The organism is Arthrobacter sp. HS15c (assembly GCF_040812005.1).
Lineage (GTDB): Bacteria > Actinomycetota > Actinomycetes > Actinomycetales > Micrococcaceae > Arthrobacter.
In genome coordinates, this window is record NZ_JBFOHM010000008.1 from 125,887 (window position 1) to 150,739 (window position 24,853).

General features: G+C 57.4%; 21 protein-coding genes. 5 read left to right on the forward strand and 16 right to left on the reverse strand.

Annotation, left to right across the window (positions count from 1 at the left end):
• Positions 1 to 22 precede the first annotated feature (22 nt).
• The 4 genes from ABV518_RS14635 to ABV518_RS14650 form a co-directional block, all read right to left on the reverse strand.
• On the reverse strand, positions 23 to 172 hold the full coding sequence (locus tag ABV518_RS14635; protein ID WP_367767940.1) for a hypothetical protein: 150 nt from the start codon (positions 170 to 172) through the stop codon (positions 23 to 25).
• A gap of 110 nt (positions 173 to 282) precedes the next feature.
• Positions 283 to 426: a hypothetical protein gene (locus tag ABV518_RS14640; protein ID WP_367767942.1), complete on the reverse strand. Its 144-nt coding sequence runs from the start codon at positions 424 to 426 to the stop codon at positions 283 to 285.
• A 94-nt stretch (positions 427 to 520) separates the two neighbouring features.
• A complete protein-coding gene (locus ABV518_RS14645; protein ID WP_367767944.1) occupies positions 521 to 1,315 on the reverse strand; it encodes a hypothetical protein in 795 nt (264 codons plus the stop codon).
• Between the two features lie 118 nt (positions 1,316 to 1,433).
• Positions 1,434 to 2,249: an MBL fold metallo-hydrolase gene (locus ABV518_RS14650; RefSeq protein WP_367767946.1), complete on the reverse strand. Its 816-nt coding sequence runs from the start codon at positions 2,247 to 2,249 to the stop codon at positions 1,434 to 1,436.
• 168 nt (positions 2,250 to 2,417) lie between these two features.
• Here ABV518_RS14650 and ABV518_RS14655 point away from each other — a divergent pair, with 168 nt between their 5' ends.
• Positions 2,418 to 2,558 (forward strand): hypothetical protein, encoded by a 141-nt coding sequence (locus ABV518_RS14655; protein WP_367767948.1) that lies wholly within the window; start codon positions 2,418 to 2,420, stop codon positions 2,556 to 2,558.
• A 1,506-nt stretch (positions 2,559 to 4,064) separates the two neighbouring features.
• Entirely contained in the window at positions 4,065 to 5,918 is a 1,854-nt protein-coding gene (locus ABV518_RS14660; protein WP_367767950.1) for a hypothetical protein, read from the forward strand.
• 103 nt (positions 5,919 to 6,021) lie between these two features.
• On the opposite strand, the gene ABV518_RS14665 is transcribed toward ABV518_RS14660, so the two are convergent.
• From ABV518_RS14665 to pdhA, 3 genes are read right to left on the reverse strand one after another with little or no spacing between them, the layout of a single operon-like run.
• Complete coding sequence (locus ABV518_RS14665; protein ID WP_367767952.1) at positions 6,022 to 7,536, reverse strand: dihydrolipoamide acetyltransferase family protein; 1,515 nt, start codon at positions 7,534 to 7,536, stop codon at positions 6,022 to 6,024.
• A 1-nt stretch (position 7,537) separates the two neighbouring features.
• A complete protein-coding gene (locus ABV518_RS14670; protein WP_367767954.1) occupies positions 7,538 to 8,650 on the reverse strand; it encodes an alpha-ketoacid dehydrogenase subunit beta in 1,113 nt (370 codons plus the stop codon).
• Complete coding sequence (gene pdhA, locus ABV518_RS14675) at positions 8,647 to 9,864, reverse strand: pyruvate dehydrogenase (acetyl-transferring) E1 component subunit alpha (protein ID WP_367767956.1); 1,218 nt, start codon at positions 9,862 to 9,864, stop codon at positions 8,647 to 8,649. Before pdhA ends, ABV518_RS14670 begins: the two co-directional genes overlap by 4 nt.
• A gap of 160 nt (positions 9,865 to 10,024) precedes the next feature.
• Here pdhA and ABV518_RS14680 point away from each other — a divergent pair, with 160 nt between their 5' ends.
• Complete coding sequence (locus ABV518_RS14680) at positions 10,025 to 10,489, forward strand: Lrp/AsnC family transcriptional regulator (RefSeq protein ID WP_367767958.1); 465 nt, start codon at positions 10,025 to 10,027, stop codon at positions 10,487 to 10,489.
• 191 nt (positions 10,490 to 10,680) lie between these two features.
• On the opposite strand, the gene ABV518_RS14685 is transcribed toward ABV518_RS14680, so the two are convergent.
• The 9 genes from ABV518_RS14685 to ABV518_RS14725 all read right to left on the reverse strand — a co-directional run bounded on the left by ABV518_RS14685 (position 10,681) and on the right by ABV518_RS14725 (position 21,636).
• Entirely contained in the window at positions 10,681 to 11,223 is a 543-nt protein-coding gene (locus ABV518_RS14685; protein ID WP_367767960.1) for a DapH/DapD/GlmU-related protein, read from the reverse strand.
• Positions 11,224 to 11,310: 87 nt separating this feature from the next.
• Complete coding sequence (locus ABV518_RS14690) at positions 11,311 to 12,813, reverse strand: polysaccharide biosynthesis tyrosine autokinase (RefSeq protein WP_367767962.1); 1,503 nt, start codon at positions 12,811 to 12,813, stop codon at positions 11,311 to 11,313.
• A 1,258-nt stretch (positions 12,814 to 14,071) separates the two neighbouring features.
• Positions 14,072 to 15,091: a hypothetical protein gene (locus ABV518_RS14695; RefSeq protein ID WP_367767964.1), complete on the reverse strand. Its 1,020-nt coding sequence runs from the start codon at positions 15,089 to 15,091 to the stop codon at positions 14,072 to 14,074.
• Entirely contained in the window at positions 15,088 to 15,891 is an 804-nt protein-coding gene (locus tag ABV518_RS14700) for a glycosyltransferase family 2 protein (protein WP_367767965.1), read from the reverse strand. Before ABV518_RS14700 ends, ABV518_RS14695 begins: the two co-directional genes overlap by 4 nt.
• The gene (locus tag ABV518_RS14705) at positions 15,875 to 17,110 is read right to left on the reverse strand and encodes a hypothetical protein (RefSeq protein WP_367767966.1); all 1,236 of its coding nucleotides are present in this window, start codon (positions 17,108 to 17,110) and stop codon (positions 15,875 to 15,877) included. The genes ABV518_RS14700 and ABV518_RS14705 overlap by 17 nt, the downstream gene beginning before the upstream one ends.
• 7 nt (positions 17,111 to 17,117) lie before the next feature.
• Positions 17,118 to 18,311, reverse strand: a complete 1,194-nt coding sequence (locus ABV518_RS14710; RefSeq protein ID WP_367767967.1) for an oligosaccharide flippase family protein — start codon at positions 18,309 to 18,311, stop codon at positions 17,118 to 17,120.
• Between the two features lie 98 nt (positions 18,312 to 18,409).
• On the reverse strand, positions 18,410 to 19,168 hold the full coding sequence (locus ABV518_RS14715) for a hypothetical protein (RefSeq protein ID WP_367767969.1): 759 nt from the start codon (positions 19,166 to 19,168) through the stop codon (positions 18,410 to 18,412).
• A gap of 127 nt (positions 19,169 to 19,295) precedes the next feature.
• Positions 19,296 to 20,369, reverse strand: a complete 1,074-nt coding sequence (locus ABV518_RS14720) for a hypothetical protein (protein WP_367767971.1) — start codon at positions 20,367 to 20,369, stop codon at positions 19,296 to 19,298.
• 124 nt (positions 20,370 to 20,493) lie between these two features.
• Positions 20,494 to 21,636 (reverse strand): glycosyltransferase, encoded by a 1,143-nt coding sequence (locus ABV518_RS14725; protein WP_367767973.1) that lies wholly within the window; start codon positions 21,634 to 21,636, stop codon positions 20,494 to 20,496.
• A 334-nt stretch (positions 21,637 to 21,970) separates the two neighbouring features.
• Here ABV518_RS14725 and ABV518_RS14730 point away from each other — a divergent pair, with 334 nt between their 5' ends.
• On the forward strand, positions 21,971 to 23,410 hold the full coding sequence (locus tag ABV518_RS14730; protein WP_367768278.1) for a sugar transferase: 1,440 nt from the start codon (positions 21,971 to 21,973) through the stop codon (positions 23,408 to 23,410).
• Positions 23,411 to 23,462: 52 nt separating this feature from the next.
• Positions 23,463 to 24,776, forward strand: a complete 1,314-nt coding sequence (locus ABV518_RS14735; RefSeq protein ID WP_367767975.1) for a UDP-glucose/GDP-mannose dehydrogenase family protein — start codon at positions 23,463 to 23,465, stop codon at positions 24,774 to 24,776.
• Positions 24,777 to 24,853 lie beyond the last annotated feature (77 nt).

A 24,853-nucleotide genomic window follows, 5' to 3' on the forward strand; every position in this document is an offset into this window, starting at 1 on the left:
ATTGATGTCGACGTACGGCATGCTAGCGGTGACTACCTCGGGGTGCGGTGGGGTGCGGGGTGATACGGATTGCCCTGCGCTTCAGCCGCAGCATCTGGAGCAGGACAGCAAAGGGAATCAACAGCGTGCCCAGCAGCGCGCAGAGCGCCAGGACGTAGTCGGCGAGAGCCACACGAACCTCCGTTGGTTTCAGCGATCCCCCATATCAGATCATGGTGGACGCTACCTGCATGCCGCCACCATTACAAATCCTGTCAACAGCACGTTCCTGACGACCGGCAGTCAACGGGTGAGTGCCAGAATGACCACACCCGCTGTAGCCGCGGCCAATGCGCCAAGGAAAATGTAGGAAACACGCTGGATCCAGCGCCGCCGGAGCTCCTGCCGTGTGTCGCGTGCGTACTGTGTTCCCCCGAAGTTACCCATGCCGCGAGACTACAGGCACAATGTTTCCGGCTGATCAAGTCAAGCTGGATGTGACCTGTGTGCTCAGCGCGCTTGCTTGCGTCTCAGTGCGCCATCAACTCTTTGCCGCAACGGACTCAGGGTGTGGAGTGGGCAGCGCCGTCATCGTTCCCCACAGGACCATGGCCACCCCCCACATGGGACCGTCCATCGCACCGGCCCGGTCAGGAAAAGCGAGCATGGCTGCCCCGACATAGGTGGCGGACAGGCTCGTGGCCACCCGCAGCAGCGGCCGACCATCCGGCCAGAAGGCCATAACCAGCGCAGTAAGGCACAGGGCGATGCCGACAGATCCCTGCACGGGCCAGTGCTCAATGTCCCAAGTCAGGTGGCCGGTGTCCTGGCGAAGCCGGGACACCTCGAAGGCATGGGCGGCGTACAGGTTCCAGAGCGGGAGCCCCGCCGCAGCTACCAGCAGGTATTGCCGGCTGAGATTCAAGGCTAGGGGCGGCGGCGCCCCCTCCCTCCGCACAAGCCAGATCAGGAGTGCTAAGGCAACGGCGAGCAGGATGGCAATGGGAACGGGTCCGGCGTCCAGGCCGAACACCGAACCGAGCAACAAAGCCCCAATGGCGATGGAAAGCAGGACAAACCCTGGCCACGGCTGACCCGGGTTCTTGGCGATGCTGATAAATGATCCGCCCACCACGAAAGTGAACAGGCTGCCCCAACTCGCTTCCAGCGGCACCGACCACTCGTACTGCTGATCCACCCAGCCCGGCAGCGTCATCAGGTCCGCAAGGCCGAATAATCCGAAGAGAGCCACCGGGACCATCACCCAGGCAAAAATCCGCGCAACGCGGAGGCGCGCAGGCAAACGCACTTTGACCGTTGCTGCAGCTTCGTCCATGGGAGCGGCCTCCCTCCAAGTGCCGGCGCGATGCCAGACAGGCACAATGCTGGCCGTGAACGCCGCCTTGGTCAATGGGGATGAGGCCGTCGAGAGGGAGGGCTGCGTCCTACGGACGTCAGTGCTCCCGGCGGGTCTCCTGCAGGCGCTTGATGAACCAGCGCGACTGCTCCGGGCCGTAAGGAAGGACCGGGATGGCCTTGGTCGCATCGGACGGGGTGTCGCGGATGGACTGCATGGCTTGGCGCACGGCTGTGGTCATGGTGTTGGCCATGGTCTTCACGAACTGGTCGCTGCAGGGCTCCCCATGCCCGGGGATCAGGAATTCGTAGCGGTGGCGCAGTGCGGAGATGTGCCGCAGCGAATCGGCCCACTCCTCGGGGAAGGAATCTTCGAAGGACGGGTGCGCGCCCTGCTCCACCAGGTCACCCACGAAAAGAGTCGTGGGCGTGCCGACCAGCAGGTCGCCGTCGGTGTGGCCGCGGCCCAGGTAGAAGAGGGTGGCGGTCAGCCCGCCGAGGTCCACCAGCACCGGCTGGTCTTTGACGATGGCGTTGGGGACCACCAGTTCAACGTTCTCGCCTTCACCGGTGGACATCTCCGGTTCCAGGGTGCCCACGAAGCGGCGTTGCAGGTCCCCGCGCTCGTCAATTTCGGCGGCGCAGTTTTCGTGGGCCCAGAATTCGGTGGCGCCGTCCTCGGCGAACACGGCGTTGCCGAAGAAATGGTCGTAGTGGGCGTGCGTGTTGACCACAACGAGGGGCAGCTGGGTCTTCTGCCGCACCGCGTCCAGGATCTCGCGTCCCTGCCGCGGGCCGCAGCCGGAATCGATCACCATGGCCCGCTCGGATCCAACAATCAGGCCGGTGTTCAGCAGCGAACCTTCGGTGACGAGCACAAAGTTGTCCGCGCCGACTTCGAGCCATTCTGACATTGTTCTCCATACCTCCGGCAAGCAGTTACGTTCGTCTTGGCCTCGATTCTAGTCCGAAGGCCTTGGAGTTTCCGGGACGTGGAACGGGCTTGGGGGTGCCGCCGGGGGCACAGCACCGACCAGTAATGTTTACCGTGCGGAAACCTAATACTGGGTATTATCTCTCGTATGGGGACTAAACAACACAAGACTTTCTGCGCCGCGTGCGGCAGGACCACCAACCACGTCACCGTCTACCAGAAGGCCGACGATGGCGGCCCGATGGTTGCCACCGTCCAGTGCTTTGAGCACTCGGACGTGCGCCGCTGATCTGAGGGCTACACCCCTACCGCGGCGTTCGCCGCGGACACAGCAAGATGGTGCTTACACTTGTCGGGTCAATATAGGGGGAACTGGCGAATAACAACGCGCAACCGGATGACCCCGACAGCCTGAAGTCAGCTCGCGGTACGCGCACATTCCGCCAGCCACGGCGGGCAGCCATGGTTCTCGCCATATACCCAGCAGCCGTTTTTGGACCCCGCCGGGTCGGCCGCCCGGCACCACTCAGGACGAAGCAGCGGTGTGGCTGGGCCTGACCGAACGCGTGAACGTGGTCGATGCGGGCGTAACACACCGTTTCGGGGAAGCGGGCACTAGTACGTTCCGGCGCCCGCTGCTGTGACCACGCCATTTGGCAAGCCCAAGCGCGGGGCTAAGGAGGCTGCCACGGCTCGGGTTCATATTGCATCGTGTACCCGCAATTCCCATGACCGAAAAAGGCGCCCTAGGGAACCGTCTCCTTATACGGGAAAGGTTCTCTTATATGAACGTGACGTTGGAGCCACCCCGGGTCTGGCACCTTCCTGGGTGCCACCGACGAGAACCCCGCACAACCGCTTCCAGCTGCGCATTCGCGCCGGACGTAGTCTTTCCCTGCCGGGCGTAGTCCAACACCGAAGCACTAAGGATCACGATCCTGAGCCTATGCACGGAATCCCAAATGCGGGCAGATGCCAGAGTAACGAAGCGAATTGACTCGCCCCCCACTGGCCCACACCTGACGGCAGCGTTCCTCGCGCTTTCGGTCACTCCACGGTCGGAGTAACGCGCTGGACTGCCACCGTCTCGCGAACTCCCCGCCTCTCAGTTGCCCTCGAATCAGCCTCCTCCTCCTACGTGCCTGCACTTCCACAACAACTTCGGGACAGCGAAGACCGGGTTCCTTCGTCAGTGAGCAAGTCGTACTCCGTAGATCCGACGCCCGCACCTTCGCCACCAGCCTGAGTTGGGTTGTCAAAAGATTCCCTCAATTTCGCATCAAAGTTAGGTCCACATTTGATCAATCTAGTAAAGTAAAGGCGTTTTCGTAGGGCACTGGCACTTGAAACTGAGTACTAGAACCTTTACTGAGTACCGTCTTCCAACAAAGCGCGTATCACCCACTGTGGTTTATAAAATTCCAAACAAATAGCCTCGTGTAGACGAAAATTTGCGTGTTTCGGAGGGCTCAAATGATGGAATTTAGAAAGGCACATTCGTGCATTATGGGACTCAAGGAAAGAACGAAGAATCCGTCCCTAGGAACATCGAACCGTGACGGAAGCGGTCACGATCGCATGGAGGTAGACTCCCTGCCACCTTTCGGGGGGCGGTCCGGCCGTGGGTAATCAGGCCAGCAACAGAGAGCAGCCGGCACGGGACTCTGCTACGAGTGTAAAGCGGCGCGGGTTACTTCGTTTTGGAACGCTCATAACTGCGTTCACGGGTGCTTCCGCAATGTCCACCTTGGGTGCCACCGGCGCGCATGCTGGCCCAAATGATAAAAATCCCTCGATGGATTACGTGCCCATGGCGGAGAAGGGTGTCGCTTCGGGCGTCGCGACACTAGACCCGAAATCCAAGATCCCATCAATCCAGCTCCCCGACCTTTCTGCGACATATGCCCGAAACGTTGCTGCCCCGACCGGCGATGCCGCCACGGATACTGTCGTTCTGCAATCTGCCATCGACGCGGCCGCAACCGCCGGCGGAGGCATTGTCCGACTCCAGGGTGGTACCTACGTCAGCGGCGGGCTACTCATTAAGTCAGGCGTCCATCTGATCGGTACAGGCGTTGGCGGAACTACCATACGGCTCAAAAACGCCGCTACATCGCACCTGATCGATGTACCGAATTTTGCCTCCCTCACCGGAACAAACGTCACAGGGGGTGAAAACGGCTGGGGCATCTCAGACCTCACTCTGGATGGAAACGCAGGAGGGCAGACCAACATGGCGCTCTTGACCATGCGCGTCTATGGATGCGGATACCGGATGACCCGAGTAGAGATCAAGGGGTCCTCCGCAGGCGCCTGCCTCTCAGAGTGGGGAAACAACTCAGGCGGCAATATGGAAGCTGTATGGTCAGACTTCAAAATCACTGACAACTGGGGAGTTGGGCTCGATTGGCGGGGCCCGCACGATTCTGCCTTCAATAATGGCTACGTCGTCTCCGGGCCATATGGCCACTACGGGACGACGGGCATACACGTCCGAGGCAACTCAGGGGGCGAGATGTGGAACCACATCCATGTCTGGGGCTATCACGGGAATGGCTGGATCTTCGAGCACTCAGGCCAGGCTATCAACTGCCAAAGCGAGGGGGCGACGGGAGCCAACATCAGGGTCCTTGTCGATGCAGTTTCGTGGGAAGGGATCGTGTACGGAACGAACGATTACCACACAAACGAAACAGGTATCGAACTTGGCAGCGCCACGGTCAATGTTCAACGCGTGAATCTGAACGTCAGGGTCCACAACTTTGGCGCAACTTCAGTCCCCATCAAGATCACGGGCTCGAATGGTCGCAATGTCATCCGGGGCACCGTGCTCCGTGGCAACGCCGCATTCGTTCTCGGCGGCAAACAAAACGTGCTCGACAAGTACGAAGTTTGGTGCGTTGACTACCCCGGTCAGAGCGTTCAGAACTCCCCTCATCCTCAGTTAACCCAGTACAACGGTGCCAACGCGTGGGTGCTTCGGCACATTAATCGGTCCTTCATCAACGGCAACACGTCCAATCAGGACGCTCAGAGGCTTCAGTTTGCATACAACAGCGGCCTGCAGTTCTACAGTGACGTGTTTTCAACTCAAATGGGCCCAGACCTTACCGGGGCAGAATGGGCGTCACTAACAGCAAATAGGACGCCAGGCGAGGAAACCATGACGCGTTCAAGCGCCAATTCGAACGTGCAGATGACCAGCGGTCGGCTGACGTTAACATTCTTTACTGCCCGGTCAGCGACTTCGGCGGCCAACGTGACCCTAGCCACAGCGGATAGAGCCGCCGCGTCAATACCAACTCTGGCCAGGATCGGCCTTTACTTGGTCAATGCCGACAACACTCTGACGTTGGTGGCCTCAACGGTTAATGACACTTCTCTTTTCTCGGCAACGTTCACTCAATACACCAGGGCGTTCAGTTCGCCCGTCTACACTCTGACTCCAGGTCAGCGCTATGCCATCGGGATAATTATCGTGAGTGGCGCCAGTCTGCCAACATTCGCTGGCGCCGGACCAAACGTAGAGGGGCTGTCGCTGGCTCCTCCGCGCATCGCCGGATATCTCGCTGGAAAGAGCGATCTGCCGCCATCGGTTCCAACAACACTTACAGGTGGAGCAAGTATGGTGTACGCCGCCATCGGCTAAAATTTGCTACCATCCGAACGCAACCTGTTACGAAGAGTGCGCCTAAACGAGGTGCCATTGAAACCAAGAAGAAACGGCCTTACACCCTCGTGATCTTCAGAATTCAGATGTCAGCCAAAACAGAATTTGGACATTCGATCGTATCTCCAACGAACCGAAGGAATCCTGCAGCCGTCCCGCCGTCGCAAACTCGGTGATCGAAAGTCAGCGTGAGCTCCGTGACCTTACGGACCGCCAATTTGCCATCCACGACCCACGGCCTATCGATGATCCGCCCCACGCCTAGAATCGCCACTTCAGGATGGTTGATAATCGCGGCGGATCCGTCCACGCCAAACACCCCATAGTTATTCAGCGTGAAAGTTCCGCTGCCCAGTTCGCTCGGGGTTGCCTTGCCCTGGCGGGCCACGTCGGTGAGCCGGCGGATCTCCGCGTCCAGCTCGCGGGCACTGAGCTTTTCAGCCCCACGGACGGACGGCACCACCAGGCCGCGGTCGGTCTGGGCGGCGATGCCGAGATTGATCCCGTCAAACCCGACGATTTCCTGGGCACCGTCCGCTGCGGTTTCAATCCGCGTGTTCAGCTCCGGGTACTTCTTCAGCCCCGCGGTGACAAAGCGAGCAATGAAGGCGAGCAACCCCGGCACCTGGGATGAGCCTGCCTTGAGATCCTCACGCAGCTCAACCAGCGCGGTGGCATCCACATCCACCCAGACAGTCGCCTCGGGGATTTCCGAGCGGCTGCGTGCCATGTTCGCGGCCACAGCCTTGCGCACACCCCTGACCGGCGTCCGGGAGGAGATACCCAGACCTGTCCGTGGGTCCAAGCCATGGGTTTCGACAAGCTCAACCACCGGAGATTCGGCCTCCACCACCGGAACTTCGTCGGTTGAGCGCGTCGAAATCTCCACCGGCTCTTCCGTCCGGATGGCCGCCTCAACGTCCTTGCGCATGATCAGTCCGCTGTCCCCCGAGCCATGGAGCTCGCCCAGGTCAACGCCATGCTCGCGGGCCATTCGCCGGACCAGCGGGGAAATCACCGCCCCGAGCTTGCCCGGAACGCGGGTCCGTAGGAGGGACAGGTCGTCGAGGGGGCTGGTTTCGGCAGGCTCAACCACCGCCACCGATGCCTTCCGCGGACGCGTCCTCCGTGCCACGCCATGCCCGCCCGGGGTGCCGTACCCGATGAGCACATTGCCGGATCCGGCCTTCTCCTCCTCGCGGTAAGCTTCTGCCGCCGCATGCGCCGGTTCTGTGGCATCTGCGGTCTCGCCAAGTTCGGTTTCGGCAGGCTCAACCACCGGGCCGGCGGGGGTCTCAACAGGCCCGGTTTCGACAGGCTTGGTTTCGACAGGCTCAACCATCGGAGCTGCTCCCATCGGTGTCACGGAGATCAGCGGCTTGCCCACGTCCAGGATCTGGCCCGGCTCGCCGTGAAGCACGGCAACGGTGCCGGCGTACGGGGACGGGACCTCCACCACTGACTTGGCGGTCTCCACTTCGGCGATGGGCTGGTCCACACGGATCTCGTCCCCCACAGCAACGAGCCAGCCGATCAGTTCGGCTTCGGTGAGGCCTTCGCCCAGATCCGGGAGCAGGAATACTTTCGGTTCGCTCATGTCAGTTCTCCCACTGCAGGTCGTCGACGGCGTCGAGGATGCGGTCCACGCCGGGCAGGTAGTACTTCTCAAGCTTCGGTGCCGGATACGGGACATCGAATCCCGTGACGCGGCGGATGGGGGCGGCCAGGTGGCGGAAGCAGCGCTCCTGGACCCTGGCCACGATTTCGGAGGACACCGACGCGAAGCCGTGCGCTTCGGCGATCACCACGGCCCTGCCGGTCTTCCGCACCGACGCGCAGACGGTTTCGTCGTCGAACGGGACGATGGTGCGCACGTCGATGACTTCCAGCGAGCGTCCTTCCAGGGCGGCCGCCTCGGCGGCAGCGAGCGCGGTGGGAACTGACGGGCCATACGCGATCAGCGTTGCGTCGGTGCCGGGACGGGCAACGGCGGCACGGCCTTCCGAGGACCGGCCCGACTTCGCGTTGGCGGAGTGCTGCTCCCGGAGCTCGTCCAGGTCCACCATGTCCTTGGACCAGTACAGCTTCTTCGGCTCCATGAACATCACAGGGTCATCCGAATCGATGGCTTCGCGGAGCATCCGGTAGGCGTCCGGAACAGTGGCCGGCGTGAAGACCTTGAGGCCGGCCGTGTGGGCGTAGTAGGACTCGGAGGAGTCGCAGTGGTGCTCCACTCCCCCGATGCCGCCGGCGTAGGGAACCCGGATCACCATGGGGAGCTTCACGGCGCCCTTGGTGCGGTTGTGCATCTTGGCGACGTGGCTGACGATCTGTTCGAACGCAGGGTAGGCGAAGGCGTCGAACTGCATCTCGATCACCGGGCGCATGCCGTTCATGGCCATGCCCACGGCCATGCCCACAATGCCGGATTCGGCCAGCGGGGTGTCGAAGCAGCGTTGCTCCCCGAAGGTTGCCGTGAGCCCGTCGGTGATGCGGAAGACCCCGCCCAGCATGCCCACGTCCTCGCCAAAAACCAGGACGGAGGGATCGGCGTGCATGGCGTCCGCCAGCGCCCTGTTGAGCGCCTTGGCCATTGTGACCGGCTGCGGGCCGGCGGCTTCGGCGGTGGCGGCGGCCGATGCGGCTGCACGGGCGGTGGCGGCGCTGACGTTGCCGTTGGCCTCGGATGAGGTGGTGACGGTGGGGCTCACTGTGCTGCCTCCTGGGATGATGCGTCGCGGGCGAGTTCGTCGGCGAGCAATGCGGACTGTTCCTTCAGCTGCGGCGTGGTCTTGGCGAAGACGTGGCGGAAGAGTTCCTGCGGGTCCACGGGAACGTCCTCGCCGAGGCCGTCACGCAGCTGGGCGGCGACCGCTTCCGCCTTTTCGGAAATCCGGGCCTCGCCGTCGGCGTCCAGGAGCCCGCGGCCGGTGAGGTAGGTCCGCATCCGGTTCACCGGGTCCTTGGCCTGCCACTCGGCCACTTCGCTGTCCTGGCGGTAGCGGGTGGCGTCGTCGGCGTTGGTGTGGGCCTGCATGCGGTAGGTGTTGGCTTCCACGAGCAGCGGGCCGGAGCCTTCCCGGGCGAGTTTCACGGCGCGGTCCAGGACGGCGAGGAGCGCGACGACGTCGTTGCCGTCCACTCGTTCGCCGGCCATGCCGTAACCCACGGCCTTGTGCGCGAGCGATGGCGCAACGGACTGGTGCGAGAGCGGCACTGAGATGGCGTATTTGTTGTTCTGGACGAAGAAGACCACGGGCAGGTGGAAGACGGCGGCGAAGTTCAGGGCTTCGTGGAAGTCGCCTTCGCTGGTGGCGCCGTCGCCGCACATGGCCAGCACCACGGTGTCCTCGCCGCGGAGCTTGGCCGCGTGGGCGACGCCGACGGCGTGGAGCAGCTGGGTGGTCAGCGGGGTGCACTGGATGCCCACTTTGTGCTTGGCGGGGTCGTAGCCGCCGTGCCAGTCGCCGCGGAAGATGGTCATCACCTGGACGGGGTCCACGCCGCGGGTCATCACGGCGACGGCGTCGCGGTAGGTGGGGAACATCCAGTCGCCCTCGGACAGGCAAAGGGCCGCGGCCACCTGGCAGGCTTCCTGGCCGTGGCTGGAGGGGTACACGGCCATGCGGCCCTGCCGGACCAGCGCGGAGTTCTGGTCATTGACGCGACGTCCGACCACGAGCTGCTCGTACGCTGCCAGCAGTTCCTCATCGCCGGGCAAGGGGTACTCGTGACCGGGTTCGGTGCCCTGCTCACCAACCGGGGTGAGCCGGCCGTCCGGGTCCACCATCTGGATCTGGTGCCGGGCCGGGAGCATATAGTCCTCGGCCGTGATGCCGAACTTTTTGGCGGCCTCTGTGAGGGCGTCCTCGGCAGGCGCCCTGCCGGCCTGCTCCGGTGCAGTGTGGTCTGCGGAGATCGTCATTGGTCCGTCCTTCTGTAGCCACTATTCACCCCCAGTATCGTCCTACGGCAGGTTTCGTATCCAGCCTGTTTTGAAATTCTGGAGAAGTACGGCCCATAGGCCTACTCTGGAAGACGAATTGTAAATGTGATGCAGGATACGGGCAGGGGCAGTAGACAGAATGGCAGCACCGGATGCGGGCACGGAACCAGCGCAACTGGATGACATCGACCGCAGGATCATCGCGGAGCTGACCAGGGACGGCCGAATGTCCGTCACCCAGGTGGCGGAGAACGTTCACATCTCACGGGCGCACGCCTACACCCGGATCGCCAGGCTCACCGGGGACGGTGTCCTGACTAAGTTCACCGCGCTCGTTGACCCGATCAAGGCAGGGCTAAGGTCCTCCGCCTATGTGACGTTGAAGGTGAGCCAGCATTCGTGGCGTGAACTGCGTGAGCAGCTGCGCGCCATACCTGAGGTGCACCACATCGCTCTCGTGGGTGGCGACTTTGACGTGATTCTGCTCGTGCGCGCCATCGACAATATTGATCTTCGGCGGGTGATCTTCGACCAGCTGCAATCCATGCCGGGCGTCCTGGATACTCAAACTTTTCTCGTGTTTGAGGACATCGACGCGCGCTGACACGGCTAGCGCTTCCCAAACATTGCCAATGGCGCCACACGAAGCCTTATCTAATGACCGGGCGTCAACTATCCCTCCGACCGTCAATGCATTCGCGATTTGCACATAGAGTTTGCATGCCTCCTGAGAGGAAACGTCAACTCAGGCTGAATGCGTGCACCTCAGGCTGAATGCGTGCACCTCAGACTCCCTTAGGCCTTTGCCTGCTGCCCAAACTCCGTGTCCTTCACATCAAGCTCCCGAATCGCACGTGCTGGCACCCCTGCGAACAGGGTGTTAGGTGGGCAATCCCGGGTCACTATACTTCCAGCGGCAATCACGCACCCTTCACCTATAGTGATGCCTGGCATGATTACGCTTCGTGCCCCAAGCCAACAACCGCTGCCTACCGAAATCGGCATTGCCGTTGCGTCAGCTCCACGGCGTTCGCTTGGTCCGATGTCATGACTGCTCGTTAGGAACATGACCTGCGGACCAACCAAGCAATCGTCTCCGATTACGATCTTGGCCGCATTATCGAACGTAGCGCCGTAATTGATCCAGGAGCGTTCGCCTATCTCTATGTCAACTCCGCCAAACCAACAGCGGCCGTGGATCTTAGTTGCCTGTCCGATTTGTACACCGAGTAACCTCAGCAGCTTCACCCTTAAAGCCGGAATACCAAATGCACCTGCGGCAAGGCCGTTCACCAACATGTCATGAAGAGTGCGCTTTGCATCGCTGCGAGCTCCCATTATCGCTCCTTAAACTTCACAAAGTGACCGTAACCTTTTTTCGTTTGCGCGTCTAAAAAACATGGCTCGAAGGCGTTAGGCAAAGGTCTACGTGTCTGAGGAGGATCTCGACTGAAACTTGGCTAGCTGGTCTGAGTAGCTTTTTGCACTGGACACGGTTTGATCTGAATCAAATAAGTCTGCAGTAGGAGCAGCGCCAGCTTTGGCGCGGTCATATGTCTTTTTTGGTTCAACGGGATGGGACTCGTAGGAGTAGTAGCTCTGAGCGTAGGCATCTGGTCCTCTGGCAGGCAAGCGATTTAGTACCACACCCAAAATATTTGACTCCACCATGTCCAGCGATGAGAGCGACTTCAACAGTTCTTGGCTCTTTGTCTGCTGAGTACCCACAACGAGAACCACGCCGCCGACGTGTTGTGAAAGCACCGCAGCATCGGTAACAGGGAGGAGTGGCGGCGCGTCGATAATGATCGTGTCAAAAACTTGCTCCAAGCCCTGTATCAGATTCTTCATTTCCTCGGAGCCGAGCATCTCACTTGGATTTGGTGGGATCTGCCCAGAGACCAAAACATAAAGTTGATCCTCGCCCCAAGGTTGAAGTAGGTCATCGATGGTAGCCGAGCCAACAAGTACCGTCGTTAGACCAGCGCTTCGATCAAGGCCCAGATATTCGTGCACCATGGGACGTCGCAAGTCCGCGTCAATCAGACAGACGGAGTTGCCGGCTTGCGCCAGTGCGATGGCCAAGTTCGTTGCCGTCGTGCTCTTACCTTCGCCTGGGACAGAAGATGTGACTAGAACGCTCTTCGCCCGGCCGGACATATTTGCAAATTGCAAATTTGTTCGGATTTGACGGAACGACTCTGCACGGGGACTCTGGTGCGGAGCTTGAGTGAGGAGGGGACGGGTGGCTGCATCTCCATCGAAAGATATACCTCCCAAGATAGGCGCGTTTGTCAACGCTTTGACATCTACTTCGCCCTTGATTCTCGTGTCGACGAGGCTTCGAACGACGGCGAACGCCACACCGACGACCAGACCGCCCAATAGTCCCAGTACGAGGTTAACTTTGGAATTTGGTGCAGACGGCGACTCAGGCGCCTCTGCCGGTGTGACAATAGATAGTCTTACTGGCGAAGTTCCTCCAGCTTCCGGTTTCTCCAGCTTGTCAACTGCCTGAATGAGACTCGCAGCAATCGCCTTAGCTGTCGCGGCCGCTTGGACGGCCGAAGTGTCAACTACCGCAATGTTGATAAGCACGGTGTTGAGATCCGCGGTGGCGGATACCCTCTCGGCGAGCTGGGTGGCCGAAGTGTCGAGGCCGAGGCTTTCGATCGCTGGCTGCAGAACGACAGGAGTTCTCACAGTTTTCACATAGGACTGAACGCGCGCCTGACTGAACGTGTTGCCCTGCTGCAACTCACTGACTGATCCAGAGCCCTGAATCGCAACGAAGAGCTGAGTCTCTGCGGTGTAGGTGGGCTGAACCAGCACTGACGCGCCTGCGCCAGATGAAAGGCCAACGAGAACGCAGGCGCTAATAAGCATCCAGTTGCGGCGCAAAACGCGCACGTAGTCATGCAGATCCAAGATTCAGGTCCCCTCGGTGGACAGCCAACAATTGACTGTCAATATTTACTGAAAATTACTGCACAGTCTCCTAGGCAATGTTACAACCCCGCACCATCAGCCTGCGAAACGGTTTCACTCCGCGCACTCAATTACTGAGGATTGCACAAGTGTTGGCCATTAGTTGTGCATGCCGGAAATGAGATCTACGACACCCTATTAAGCACTGCGCGCCAAGTTTCCAAGCATTCGGCCGCTCTTGCCGGAGGCGTCCACTTCGAAGTACTCGACTGGGTTCTAGTGACCTCAACGATTGCCCGGGTTAGGTCGTCAAAGTCACCCATCTGAGCCAGCGCGTGAGGCGCGAGGCTCTGATCCAAGGCTCCGCCACGAAAGGCCACGACGCGAAGACCAAGTGTAAGCGCCAGCTGAACCGTACCGCTTTCGGTGACGGCTTCATAGGGTGCAATCATCACGTCTGCCCACCGAAGACTTTCTGCGAGTTCAGCGTCGGCTATCCAATCATTTCGAGACCGATCTTCCAAGGTTAAGCGGACAGTTGAAGGCAATGAATCCACAGCGGGTCGCACAAGCAACCTGAGCGTCGACGGAGTAGGTAGCTTGTCGAGGGCGCCGGCTAGGGCGGCGATACTACGGAACTTGTCCAATTCCAATCGTCCGAGCACCAGTAGGTTGAGCCCTTGCCCGCTGACGTCGCGCCGTGTGTGCGATGCCCCTAACCGAGATTGCCACGCTATGTACGGTGGATGCACGACCACCTCGGCACTGTAAGGACCAAAATCCAGAAGCTTTAGTCGCAAGCCGTCCGAATGAACAATCGGTTGGGACGACCAAAGCAACAATTCCTCTATTTTTTTTCGAATGCCGACCGGCCAACGAGATTTTTCGGGATTGTGAACAATGTAGTAGACGGACTTCTTCTTAACGATGGCAAGAAAGGAGAGGATCAGCTTCTGGTAAGGCCTGGCCCAGACCACTACAACCGGGCTAGCGACGGAGGTCCGTGTGGCGAGCCTGATTAATGATGAAGCCTCTCGCAATCGTGCGATCAAAGTCGAACGCCGGAACCTCGGGCGGAGACACAATTTGTCGGATGCAAGGTGGTGGTCAACTGGACCGATAAAGCTGATCTGGATTCCACTCCCCGCTAAAACCTCGACGAGCTCCTCACTATAGGGATTCGATGCGTCACTGTCGAAAACTGTAATGGAATGCAGGCTTGGAGACCATGAATGTTCGGTGGGTCCACCGTGAGTCATCAATTGCTAACCACCAGTTTCGAATCCTCCTGGGAAAGTAAACCTGCGACATCGGAATACCACCGCCCATTCCTACGGGATATCTCTCGTGCACCAGCTAGGCATTCACTCTGGAAGTCAGAGGATTCTAACTTGGCGACTTCTTCGAGTACAGCGATTGCCGACTTTTCGCTTCCCGCGCCAAACGTCCGGATTCCTTCGTTCGTGGGGGAGAGATACGGCATGAGCCCAACTCTGGAGGCGACAACAAATGCACCCCTAGACATGGCCTCTTGAGCAGAAAGACAGGCCGCTTCCCCATAAACAGAGGGAATGATGAAGATATCGCCGGGCTCCAGCCACTCCGGGCCGCGTCGGCCTCTCACCAACCATGGACTTAGGTCGCTGGTGAGCTTGGTGACGTACCGACTATTGCTCTCAAGAGCGTCCCCCAGTGCAACCTGGCAGGTGAACCCCAATCGTTCCATGGCAGCGAAAATCCCCGGAAGCAAATGCAACCCCTTGGACGGGTCCGGTCTCGCGAAACACTTGATGATCTTCTGGTCGAAGCTTCGATCCCGACTAATCACTGGCTGCTTGGGCGCCGCGCTTAACCAGCTCGGGATTACAACGTCACTCCGGAGAATTGACAGTCCAGGTTCGACAGCGATGGCAGCATCAAAACGGGCAACGGCGGTCTTTACGGCAAATTTCCGAAGTCTATTTCTCGGATAGTTGTGAAGAATTGCTATCGCACGACACACATTCCCCTTCTTACGAAGGGAGTGTTGAAAAATAAGGGTCTTGATATGACTCGAATTGGCATTGGAAACGAGGACACTTGGTCTGTCCGCAATGACGGACTCCAATTGAGATATTTCACAGGTCTCAACAGACTCCGGAATGACAATTTTTGATCGTCCAGCAGCCGGCATTGCTAACAGCAACTCGTGGCCTCTGGAAGCGAAAACCCCCAGAATTTCCTCGAGGACTGCCTGGCCGCCACCTCGTCCTTCGTACGGATCGATGAAGACAATCATGCGTTTACTGCCCTGGCTCGGATCAGGGCGGCCTTCGCGCTCGCGTGAGTCGTTACCAATCGCAACGAACGTCTGGTCATTGCCAGTAAGTACCTCAAAATCGTGAGAGGGAAGGAAAGTGCAGGACGTCCCGCAATGGCATCGTGATGCTTACGACTAAGTGTCCAGTACGCCCAGCTCAGCCAAGCATTGTGTGTATACAAAACAGTATCAAGCGGTGAGCTTTCGATTGGGCCCAACTTGGACAGTCGCTTAAAGAGTTCCAAATCCTGCGCCCGAATGTAGGTTGGGTCATAAAGCCCAGCCTCATCGAGAGCGCGTCGTCGAATTACGGAGCCAGTGTGACATACGGCCATGACAGACGCCTCAAACTGCTCCTTCACCTCTTCGCGCGAAGTTGGGTACCTGTTGTGACGCCAGTAGTGTCCTCCGTCCGTTACGGCCACACATTGACCGCTCGCGGCCACTAGGTGCTCGTCCCCTTCCAGCATCCCAACTGGAATTTCGATCCGCCCTGGCAAAGCTTCATCATCGGCGTCTTGGATTGCGATGTACTTCCCCTTCGCAACCATGATTCCCGCATTGCGTGAGGCAGCCCGGCCCATTGACACTTCATTGGTCAGTACTTGGATCTTGCTACCAAACAGGGCAAGTTCTCGCCCCGTACCGTCCGTAGATCCATCGTTGACAACAATTATCTCGTCCTCCGGACCGAGTGATGCAATTAAGCTATCGATGCACCGCTTGATCCGCTTCTCTTCGTCCCTTGCAGCGATAATGACGCTAACTCGTTTTTGCATTACTTCCTTTCTCAAGAGACATAAAGACTAGACCCAGTACCATAAAAAGAGGCCAAAATCTCGTATCACTTACTGGCGAAAACAACAGATCCCACATTCCCCGAAGAGCGATAAAAACAACAACTGTGGTCAGAGGTAGATTTGAGCGCAAACCTTGAAATCCAAGAAGTAGAAAGAAGCCGAAAAAAAGCACGGCAAGCAGTAGACCGACTGTTCCAAGATGTAACCAAAGGTCAGCAGCAACTGAATGTAGTTCGGCGCCGTGCAGTATACCGCGGTCGACATATAGTGAATTTGGGTCTCGGTCCACTTGGGCAAAGGAGTTACGTACAATTGCCGCTTGTTCGGCCGTAACACTGTCGCTAATGATGAAGCGCAGCGGATCAGAAAATACTAGTGATATGTTTCCACCAGATTCAGGTCTCGCGGTACGAAGAAGAGCCATGGGACCGCGTTGCGTCTGCATGATCATTGTATGCTGAATATTTGAACCTAATACGCCCGCTAACGCAAGCTGAAAAATGCTCCAAACCAACAGCAGGGTAGCAATCGAGGAAGTAACGACTCTATACATTCGAGCTTTACCCGTGCGCGATAGCAGCTCAACAAGGGCGCCCGCGGCCACCATAATAATTATTCCCCGCGTGTCATTGAGAGCCGACAATATGACAATGGCAAAAACGGCCGCCATTTTCCAGACCAAGCCCAACTTATGAACAAGAACAAGCAGACCTACCGTTACCCAGACTGAGGCGGCGTACTTCCAATTATTACCCTGTGATGAGCGCGTAACGAGGTCAAATAGCATCGGTCCGGGTATTGCCAGAATTACACTGAGGGTAACGCCTATTGTCTGTGAACTCCAATAGATGACAATAACTGAGATGGCTAGAGATAAGGGGCGCGTCACCCACTCCCACTGCGGCATTCCAGCTTCACTGGCACCGGCAAGCGCAGCTGACAGAGGAGACATTACGACGACGGCCATTGCTAGCCAGACGAATTTCAGGAGTCGTCTTTCATAACGTAGGAAGGCTATTAAGACAGGGAAAAGCAAACAAGCCGCTAATATCGAGCCGGTGAATATATTCACTCCTGGCAATGGAACGAGGGCAGTGACGGAAACTACGACTGCAATCGCTTTGTCCCCAATGTGAGACTTCGAAGTGGGCTCGATAAAACCCTGTTGTTGTATCTTGTGCAGACTCTGTTTTTGCATCTTGTACCTAGGCCACCCGTCGAGCAATCAAATATGCGCCTGGGACCAGCTGGCATACCGTAATTGCCACGGCGGTGGCCAAAGCCGGTCCTCCTGGACCAATTGTGGGAATCCAAACAAAGCTCAGGAAGAACTTCAATACGAACATGAACACAAGCAGGGCCGCCTGAAATTTGGGCCCTGATCCATGCATCATATACATGCCCATAGGAAGCTGTGCGGACTGCACCACAAGTGAACTTGCCAGACAGATAACGAGGACGAGGGCGAGTTGGATCTTGTTTCCACTTATGAGATCAGCCAGCCATGGACTCAGCGCAATTAGTGCGGCGCTCCCAATCGCAGCCACCATTGTGAAGATAAAAACCATTCTCCACGGACGAGTGTCATCACCAACGAACCGTTTCTTGGCAAAATGCGGCCAGAGAGCCAAGCCTGTAGCTGAGAGCAGGGCTAAAGCTGGCGAGAATAGCTGGGCCCCCAGAGAGTAGGAAGCCACATCGTCTGTGTTCCCAAACCATGAGAGAAGAAGCCTATCGGATGACAGGGCAAGAGGATTGGCGATGAGAATTATCATCATTGGCCACGCAGAGGAAAACAGGGCTTCATTGTTAACTCTTTTATCGCGGTTCCCCAGCACTCCGGAGAGTGGAATTCTCACAGAGGCCAGTCCAAATTTTGCTCCAACAATGCACATGACCAGCAAAGAGACCGCGGGCGCGACTGGGATCATGTAGGTGACCCTGAGCCAAATAGTGATCGCAACAAAGCTCAAAGCAACAAGTGGCTGAATCATCTGTATGATAATCCAAAGCGTTGTCCGGCCCGTCCCGATGAGCAACTTTGAGATAATCGCGAATGGAATACTTAATACGTACACGGCAAACGTTATAGATAGTACCGAAATGGGGATGTGTAACCAACGCATATCCGCCATGGCGGCCCAGATGGAGGATGCTATTGCCAAAATTAAACCAACGCCGGTGGGGACATACGCGGCTCCCAGGGCCCGTCTGAGGCGTCCCTGAAGCAACAGTCTAGCCGTCGGCTCGGGCGTGTTCGCATACTCAGTGGCCCAGTTAGTTGCCGCGCCGCCATACCCTAAGTCAAGGAAAGCCAGTATCGGCAAGATGCTCGCCACAAGTGTGTAGCCGGCATAGTCCTCCACAGATGCACCCTGAATGAGCAGAGCAGCGGTCACCAGGCTGCACCCAATCGTGAGAGGGTATGTAACCAGCCTTGTCGCTAAGGGCCCGAGCAATTGCCGCCTGGAGCTCACTCTTCTTCTTCGGCCGCGAGTCAACGGCTAACAGCCGCCGACAGTTTTTGAGCCCACTGGGTACCTAAGCTCTTGGCGTCCCGGGCGGTAGTAGCGCAATTGACGGCAATCTGGACGACGCGGGCGGCGAGAGATCCGCTGTATTTTTTATGCAGCAAAACGCGGGCGTTGTAGGAATGACGCAGCGCCTCCCGAGACTTTCCCTTATTCCCCTGACTACCGTGATGAATCACACATACGACGGGATCAACCACAAGTTCACAGCAACCATCCAACCTGAAACACAGGTCGGCTTCCTCTCCATACAAGAAAAAGGCCTCATCAAACCCACCGGACTGCTGGAGCAAGCGTCGAGAGATCGAAAAGACGGCACCTCTTACGTAGTACAGAGGCTGGGCGCGGCGCTGACGCTTGGCTGGGAATCCAAAAATATCGAACACTTCTTGGACGGGTGTTCTCATGTACAGAGATTCTGGGGCAGTCTGAAGAGAACCGTCCGCGTTGAGCAGAGTGGGCGACCATATAGTGGTTTCCGAAAGCTCATAGTTTCTCAGCACTATCCGATTGAACAATTCAGGATCCATCTCAATGTCGGAATTGAGAAGGAGAATTCGATCATAGTCATAGAGCTCATGAACACGGTTTACCGCGGAGCCAAACCCGATGTTTCCATTGGGAGAGGAGTGATAATTGACATCATCGACGCTGGACAATCCCCAGGACTTGTTGTCCCAGATGACAAAGCGCATACCGTCCACGGGGGCCGTGGCAGCGAGCATCCTAAATTTATCTACTATTTGCTGCGTTTCATCCCGAGGCGAAAAAGCTATGGTAAGGACCAAAATGCGAGCTCTGGGAGAAAAGTTCGAATTTATACCATTCAAGGGTTCATTCACACTCATATTACTACCGGTGTCCCGTCCTAAGATCTTCCAATACCCCATTTAGGGTGTTGGAGAAGCTTTGCATATTGAACCAATCAGCGACACGGACTACGTTCTCCGATGGAATGAGCGAAGCGAGCTCGATGGCTGCTTGGACGCTTTCGGGACGCCGATCGTGCAGCCACACTCCGATCCCCAGAGCTTCGATGTCAATCGGCATCCAATCATTTTTGGTCATGACCAACGGCTTGCCAAGTGCAATAGCATCAGACACCTCGGTAAGCCCAGACAACATCGATGAATCACGAAGCGGTATTACCACTACACGCGAAGCCGCCATGAGCTTCATCACTTCGGGATAGCTGGGTCGTCCGGCCGTAACAGTCGTCTCGCCGCTTCGATAATGTGTAACCTCGTGGCCGTCCAGGATGTTTCCATCTAGAACTCCTTCCGTACCCAAGGCCCTAATAGTTCCATAATCTCTGTTAGTTTTCCCCGCAGAGATAAAGTCGGAGACGTTGGTCGACGTGTCTTGAAAGTATTCTCGCCATGTGCGGTCCGGCCCCCAATACGCAACGGTGACCTGCCCTTCTGTAAAGCCGTCGCTAATCATCCGACGCTTGATGGTTTCGCTGAAAACGAGAATCGCATCCGCGGCCCCCAAACACCAGCGAGCCCACGGTGAAATCGGATAGCTATGCACGAGAACGACATAAGGAACGCGAATGAGTCGCAGACGTTTCAGCACGGCGATTAAAGTACCCGTTTTTGGATTCGCAGCGTAGACGATACTTCCCCTGTTCCGGCCGGAAATTGCCCACAGAGCCTGAACTGGATCACCTACAAACCGTTCCAAATGCTTGAGGAACGTCTGTAGTATGCGTGTCTTTTCCCCCACATGGTTCAAACAGAGATCGGTGACTGCGATGTGCCACGCGCTCGGAAGGTCCCAGGTGCCCCAAAGATGTTGAGCAGGGTAGGTCCCCGCCTCGACCAAGCGCCGGGCCTCCTTCATACGGTAACTGTTGATCAGTGTCAGGCGCCGCGACTGAGCCGGAGCGGCCTTCTGACTAGATTTCGTAAGCAATTCTTTCAACTTTCAGATCCAAGAGACCGACTCGTCCAGGTTTACGCAGGACCCGCAGGCAAAAATTCCTTGCTTCCGTGCGAAGCACTCCAATTCAAGGACATAGTTTCTTTCAAGGCCGTGACAATCAGAATCACGAGATGAACTCCTTGCTCCACGTGATGATTTCCGCTTGAAATCGCTGCTTTGAAAATGGTGCGGCATAGGATTTTATTTTGGATCGGTCCAGCTCCAGCGCAATCAAAATGGACTTTCTCAGCGAGTCCTCATCGTCCACATCAAAGTGAGCGCCAGTTACTCCGTCAATTACAGATTCACTTGCTCCGCCGATTCTATTGGCCGCTACGGCCGTGCCACAAGCAATGGATTCAACCGGCATAATCCCGAAATCCTCGACAGCTGGGAATATGTAAAGGGAGGACCTTTGATACAAAGCACGCAACAACGCGGTAGACGGCCTAATCACGAAATGCACGTCTACTTTAGCGCTGGCTGCAAGGGTTCGAAGACGCTGCTCTTCGGGGCCCGAGCCGGCTATCACGACTGGCATCCCGGTGAGCTCCCCCGCTCTTATTACGAGATCGAGCCTTTTATAGGGAATGAACCTCGAAGCTCCAAGGAGGAAGCCGGCAGGAAGGTGGGAAAGCTTTCGCGCTTCGTCGGCATTCAACTCCGCTTCCCAATTCGAAACTGCCTGAATTTCTTCGACGTCCACAGGTGGATAGATGACGCGGGCGTCGCGCCCCCAACTTCGTTTGATTCGGTCTCGCACGAACTCACTATTGGCGGCGATGTCAGTCGCCTCCTGCGCACGATGACGGTCAAGTGGCTGAAGAACCTTTGACGCCAATCTTGCAAGAAAACCCTGCCCTCGGTGGTCGTGGCCCGGCTCCCAAATGTATCGAGCGGGTGTGTGGACATAGAGCAGTTTCGGAGTCCCTCTCGGCACTGCGACATGGTGCGCAAAGAGGTGCGTACTGGCAATTACTACCCTTGCGCTATGGGTTCGGGCACGAGTCCAGCGCCAAATCACGGGCATAAGGGGTAGTGATAGTACCTTCCTGCCGTGAAACGGACGAAAGGTGAGTACTGTTTGTAACACTTCGCCTCGTCCCGGAATTGCAACCTGGCGATCCTTCCACAAGCAGAGAAGGTCCGATCCCGGGATCGCCTCCCGAATCGCAGCGGCCACATTTTCGGATCCGCCAATCGAGGCGAACCACTCATGAACGACCAGCGTCTGAGCCTGCACAATTTTTTCGTTCTGAATGACCATGCCATGTCCCCCTTTGATGCCCCGCCGCAAGAGACGTGTTCTCACTCGCGCTAAGTAGTATCACATATGAGTGACGGCAGTGTTTCTTCAGGCCTCCAGCTCCCCAACAGTCATAGACCTCATAGGGGCGGCTTCCGCATCGGTCCCCCGGTACCAAGTACACGACTCTTTGTGAGGTTCACAACACGTACTCGTTTACAACCTGTTAACGAAGTACCCGCCACTCCTTACCCCTGGACGCAGTAATATTGCTTTGCACCATAGCTCCGTCACCGACGCAGTAATATACAGTCCGATACTGGGATGGTCGCGCACGGGGGTAGAAGTGGAAAAAATGCACGGGCATGACCAATGGAGGCGTAAGTACTCTACGCGGCTCAAGCTAGTTGATGCCTTTGCGGTCCTGTGGGCCGTGGCGGGGGCATTCGTCGTTAGGTTTGGATTCACTGAACTGCAGGGCGAAAATGATCGTGACGTCGATTATGTGCTGTTGTCAGCCGTACTCATAGTCGCGTGGTGGTTGATGCTAGGTTTCTGGGGGTCTCGTGAGCCGCGGGTCTTAGGATCAGGATCCGAAGAGTATAAAAGAGTGATTGCGAGTTCAGCGTGGCTATTTGGTTTTGTAGCGGTGGTTTCCTACGCCCTACGAATTGATACCGCCCGAGGATTCGTTGGATTGGCATTTCCCGCTGGTGCGCTGGGACTCCTTGCCGCCCGATGGTTGGTGCGGCAGCACCTCAGCTTGGAACGCAAGCAAGGAAAAAGTAGTTCCAGGGTCCTTATCATTGGAGGACCGCATTCCGCAGCCCATCTAATTCGTTCTTTGAACAGTGCGCCGGCCGCAGGCTACACGCCCGTGGCAGCGCACTTACCTGGTGCTGTCGTGGAAATGAATCATACCTTTGGGATCAGTGTCCCAGTCACAGGCGTGGAGTCGAATTTCGAAAGCATTCTGGCCATAATTTTGAGCAGCAATGTCGATGCGGTCGCTGTGTCTGCCGGAGTGAACATGCATCCACAGGACTTACGCCGTCTGGGTTGGGAACTGGCAGCGCGCGATATTGGCATGATTTTGGCGCCTGCACTTACGGACATTGCTGGGCCTCGCATACACACCCAGCCCGTCGCCGGGCTGCCGTTGATTCACGTCTCGACACCAAAATTGACTGGCGGAAAGAAAGTTGCAAAGCGCGCCTTTGACATCACCGTGGCAGGGATCCTCGTACTAGCTTTATCACCCATTTTTTTGATCCTCTCCCTACTTGTCCGCGTCACGGACCCTGGACCAGTGTTCTATCGACAGGAGCGCATTGGGCTGCGAGGGACGACCTTCCACATGCTCAAATTCCGCTCCATGAAAGTGGACGCGGATGCTGAGCTTCACAAGCTATTGGAAGCACAAGGATCGAGCAACCAACCGCTCTTCAAGGTCGAGAACGATCCTCGCATTACGCCACTCGGACGGACGCTCCGCAAGTATTCACTTGACGAACTCCCGCAACTCCTGAATGTCTTGGGTGGAAGTATGAGCTTGGTTGGGCCTCGACCTCAGCGCGAAGGTGAAGTGGCTCTCTACGACGACGCGGCCCATCGTCGCCTATACGTTAGCCCCGGAATGAGCGGACTTTGGCAGGTGAGCGGGCGCTCAAACCTCAGTTGGGAGGAGAGCATCAGGCTCGACCTCTACTACGTAGAGAACTGGTCACTTATGGGCGACATCGTGATCCTTTTCAAGACTTTCAAAGCAGTATTTGCAAGCACTGGCGCGGTCTGACCAGATCTAGCTGGCCGCTCTATGTTCAACCTGGAATTGGGGAAGGCAACAAATGCGCATCTCAGTAATCGGCTGCGGCTACCTTGGAGCGGTCCACGCCGCTTGCATGGCAAAGCTCGGCCATGAAGTAATCGGCATCGACGTGGACGCAAGCAAAATCGAAGCGCTCTCCGATGCTAGGGCGCCGTTCTATGAGCCCGAACTGGAGGACCTGCTCAAGGAAGTCCAAGCTACGGGTCGCCTCTCGTTTACGACGGATATGTCAGCCGCGGCCGGAAGCGCAGTTCATTTTGTCTGCGTCGGAACCCCCCAAAAGAAAGGGGAAAACGCGGCTGACCTCACCTTCGTCGACGCAGCAGTAACTGCTTTACTTCCCCATTTGTCACCCGGTGATGTCGTTGTGGGAAAGTCCACCGTTCCAGTCGGAACAGCTGCACGCCTTTCAGAATTAGTGGAAATCCAAGAACCTTCTGCCCATCTCGTCTGGAACCCCGAATTCCTAAGGGAAGGCCACGCCGTGTCCGACACACTGCGCCCGGACCGGTTCGTATACGGGGTAGTAGACGGTTCTGAAGACCATTCGGCCGTGGCCATACTAGATGAGGTTTATTCGACGCCGTTGTCTTCGGGCACGCCGCGACTAGTGACGGACCACCCAACGGCAGAACTAGTGAAGACTGCAGCCAACTCATTCCTAGCTACAAAAATTTCGTTCATAAATGCTATGGCTGAGCTTTGCGAAGCTGCCGGAGCCGACGTAACCCGACTCGCCGATGCTATCGGTATGGACGACCGTATCGGACGAAAGTTTCTCAATGCCGGCATCGGATTCGGTGGGGGATGCCTGCCGAAGGACATCCGCGCGTTCATGGCGCGCGCGGGCGAATTGGGAGCCGACCAGGCCCTGACCTTCCTGCGCGAAGTCGATGCCATCAATATGCGTCGCAGAACTCGCGTAGTGGAGCTCACGCGCGAACTATGTGGCGGGTCACTTCTGGGTAAACGCATCACTGTGCTCGGCGCCGCCTTTAAGCCGGAAAGCGACGACGTGCGAGATTCCCCTGCTCTAAGCATCGCAGCTCAGCTCCAACTGCAAGGGGCGGTCGTCACTGTGACAGATCCCAAAGCACTGGCTAACGCTTCACGAAGGTTTCCCGAACTTCATTACGAATCAAATACTGAGAAGGCTGTCGAGAGAGCCGACGCGCTACTTCTACTCACCGAATGGCAGGAGTACTGCAAGCTCGAACCGTACGCGCTGGCCGCGTCGGTTGCTTCGCCGCGCATTCTTGATGGTCGCAACGTTCTCGACTCTGCTAAATGGCGCGCGGCTGGATGGAGCTACCGAGGCTTGGGCCGTCCCTGAATATGACTGCAGCCCATAACGGTTCAGAGAATTATGGCTTCCGAGGAAGCCACTCCGCCGCGTTTAAGAAAAAACGA

Coding starts and splice junctions, on each gene's coding strand:
- ABV518_RS14730 (WP_367768278.1), top strand. CDS start 21,971: ATGCACGGGCATGACCAATGGAGGCGTAAGTACTCTACGCGGCTCAAG.
- ABV518_RS14680 (WP_367767958.1), top strand. CDS start 10,025: ATGGCAGCACCGGATGCGGGCACGGAACCAGCGCAACTGGATGACATC.
- ABV518_RS14695 (WP_367767964.1), bottom strand. CDS start 15,091: ATGATTGTCTTCATCGATCCGTACGAAGGACGAGGTGGCGGCCAGGCA.
- ABV518_RS14705 (WP_367767966.1), bottom strand. CDS start 17,110: ATGCAAAAACAGAGTCTGCACAAGATACAACAACAGGGTTTTATCGAG.
- ABV518_RS14735 (WP_367767975.1), top strand. CDS start 23,463: ATGCGCATCTCAGTAATCGGCTGCGGCTACCTTGGAGCGGTCCACGCC.
- ABV518_RS14660 (WP_367767950.1), top strand. CDS start 4,065: ATGGATTACGTGCCCATGGCGGAGAAGGGTGTCGCTTCGGGCGTCGCG.
- ABV518_RS14645 (WP_367767944.1), bottom strand. CDS start 1,315: ATGGACGAAGCTGCAGCAACGGTCAAAGTGCGTTTGCCTGCGCGCCTC.
- pdhA (WP_367767956.1), bottom strand. CDS start 9,864: ATGACGATCTCCGCAGACCACACTGCACCGGAGCAGGCCGGCAGGGCG.
- ABV518_RS14700 (WP_367767965.1), bottom strand. CDS start 15,891: ATGCAAAAACGAGTTAGCGTCATTATCGCTGCAAGGGACGAAGAGAAG.
- ABV518_RS14685 (WP_367767960.1), bottom strand. CDS start 11,223: ATGGGAGCTCGCAGCGATGCAAAGCGCACTCTTCATGACATGTTGGTG.
- ABV518_RS14655 (WP_367767948.1), top strand. CDS start 2,418: ATGGGGACTAAACAACACAAGACTTTCTGCGCCGCGTGCGGCAGGACC.
- ABV518_RS14650 (WP_367767946.1), bottom strand. CDS start 2,249: ATGTCAGAATGGCTCGAAGTCGGCGCGGACAACTTTGTGCTCGTCACC.
- ABV518_RS14640 (WP_367767942.1), bottom strand. CDS start 426: ATGGGTAACTTCGGGGGAACACAGTACGCACGCGACACACGGCAGGAG.
- ABV518_RS14665 (WP_367767952.1), bottom strand. CDS start 7,536: ATGAGCGAACCGAAAGTATTCCTGCTCCCGGATCTGGGCGAAGGCCTC.
- ABV518_RS14715 (WP_367767969.1), bottom strand. CDS start 19,168: ATGCTCGCTGCCACGGCCCCCGTGGACGGTATGCGCTTTGTCATCTGG.
- ABV518_RS14725 (WP_367767973.1), bottom strand. CDS start 21,636: ATGGTCATTCAGAACGAAAAAATTGTGCAGGCTCAGACGCTGGTCGTT.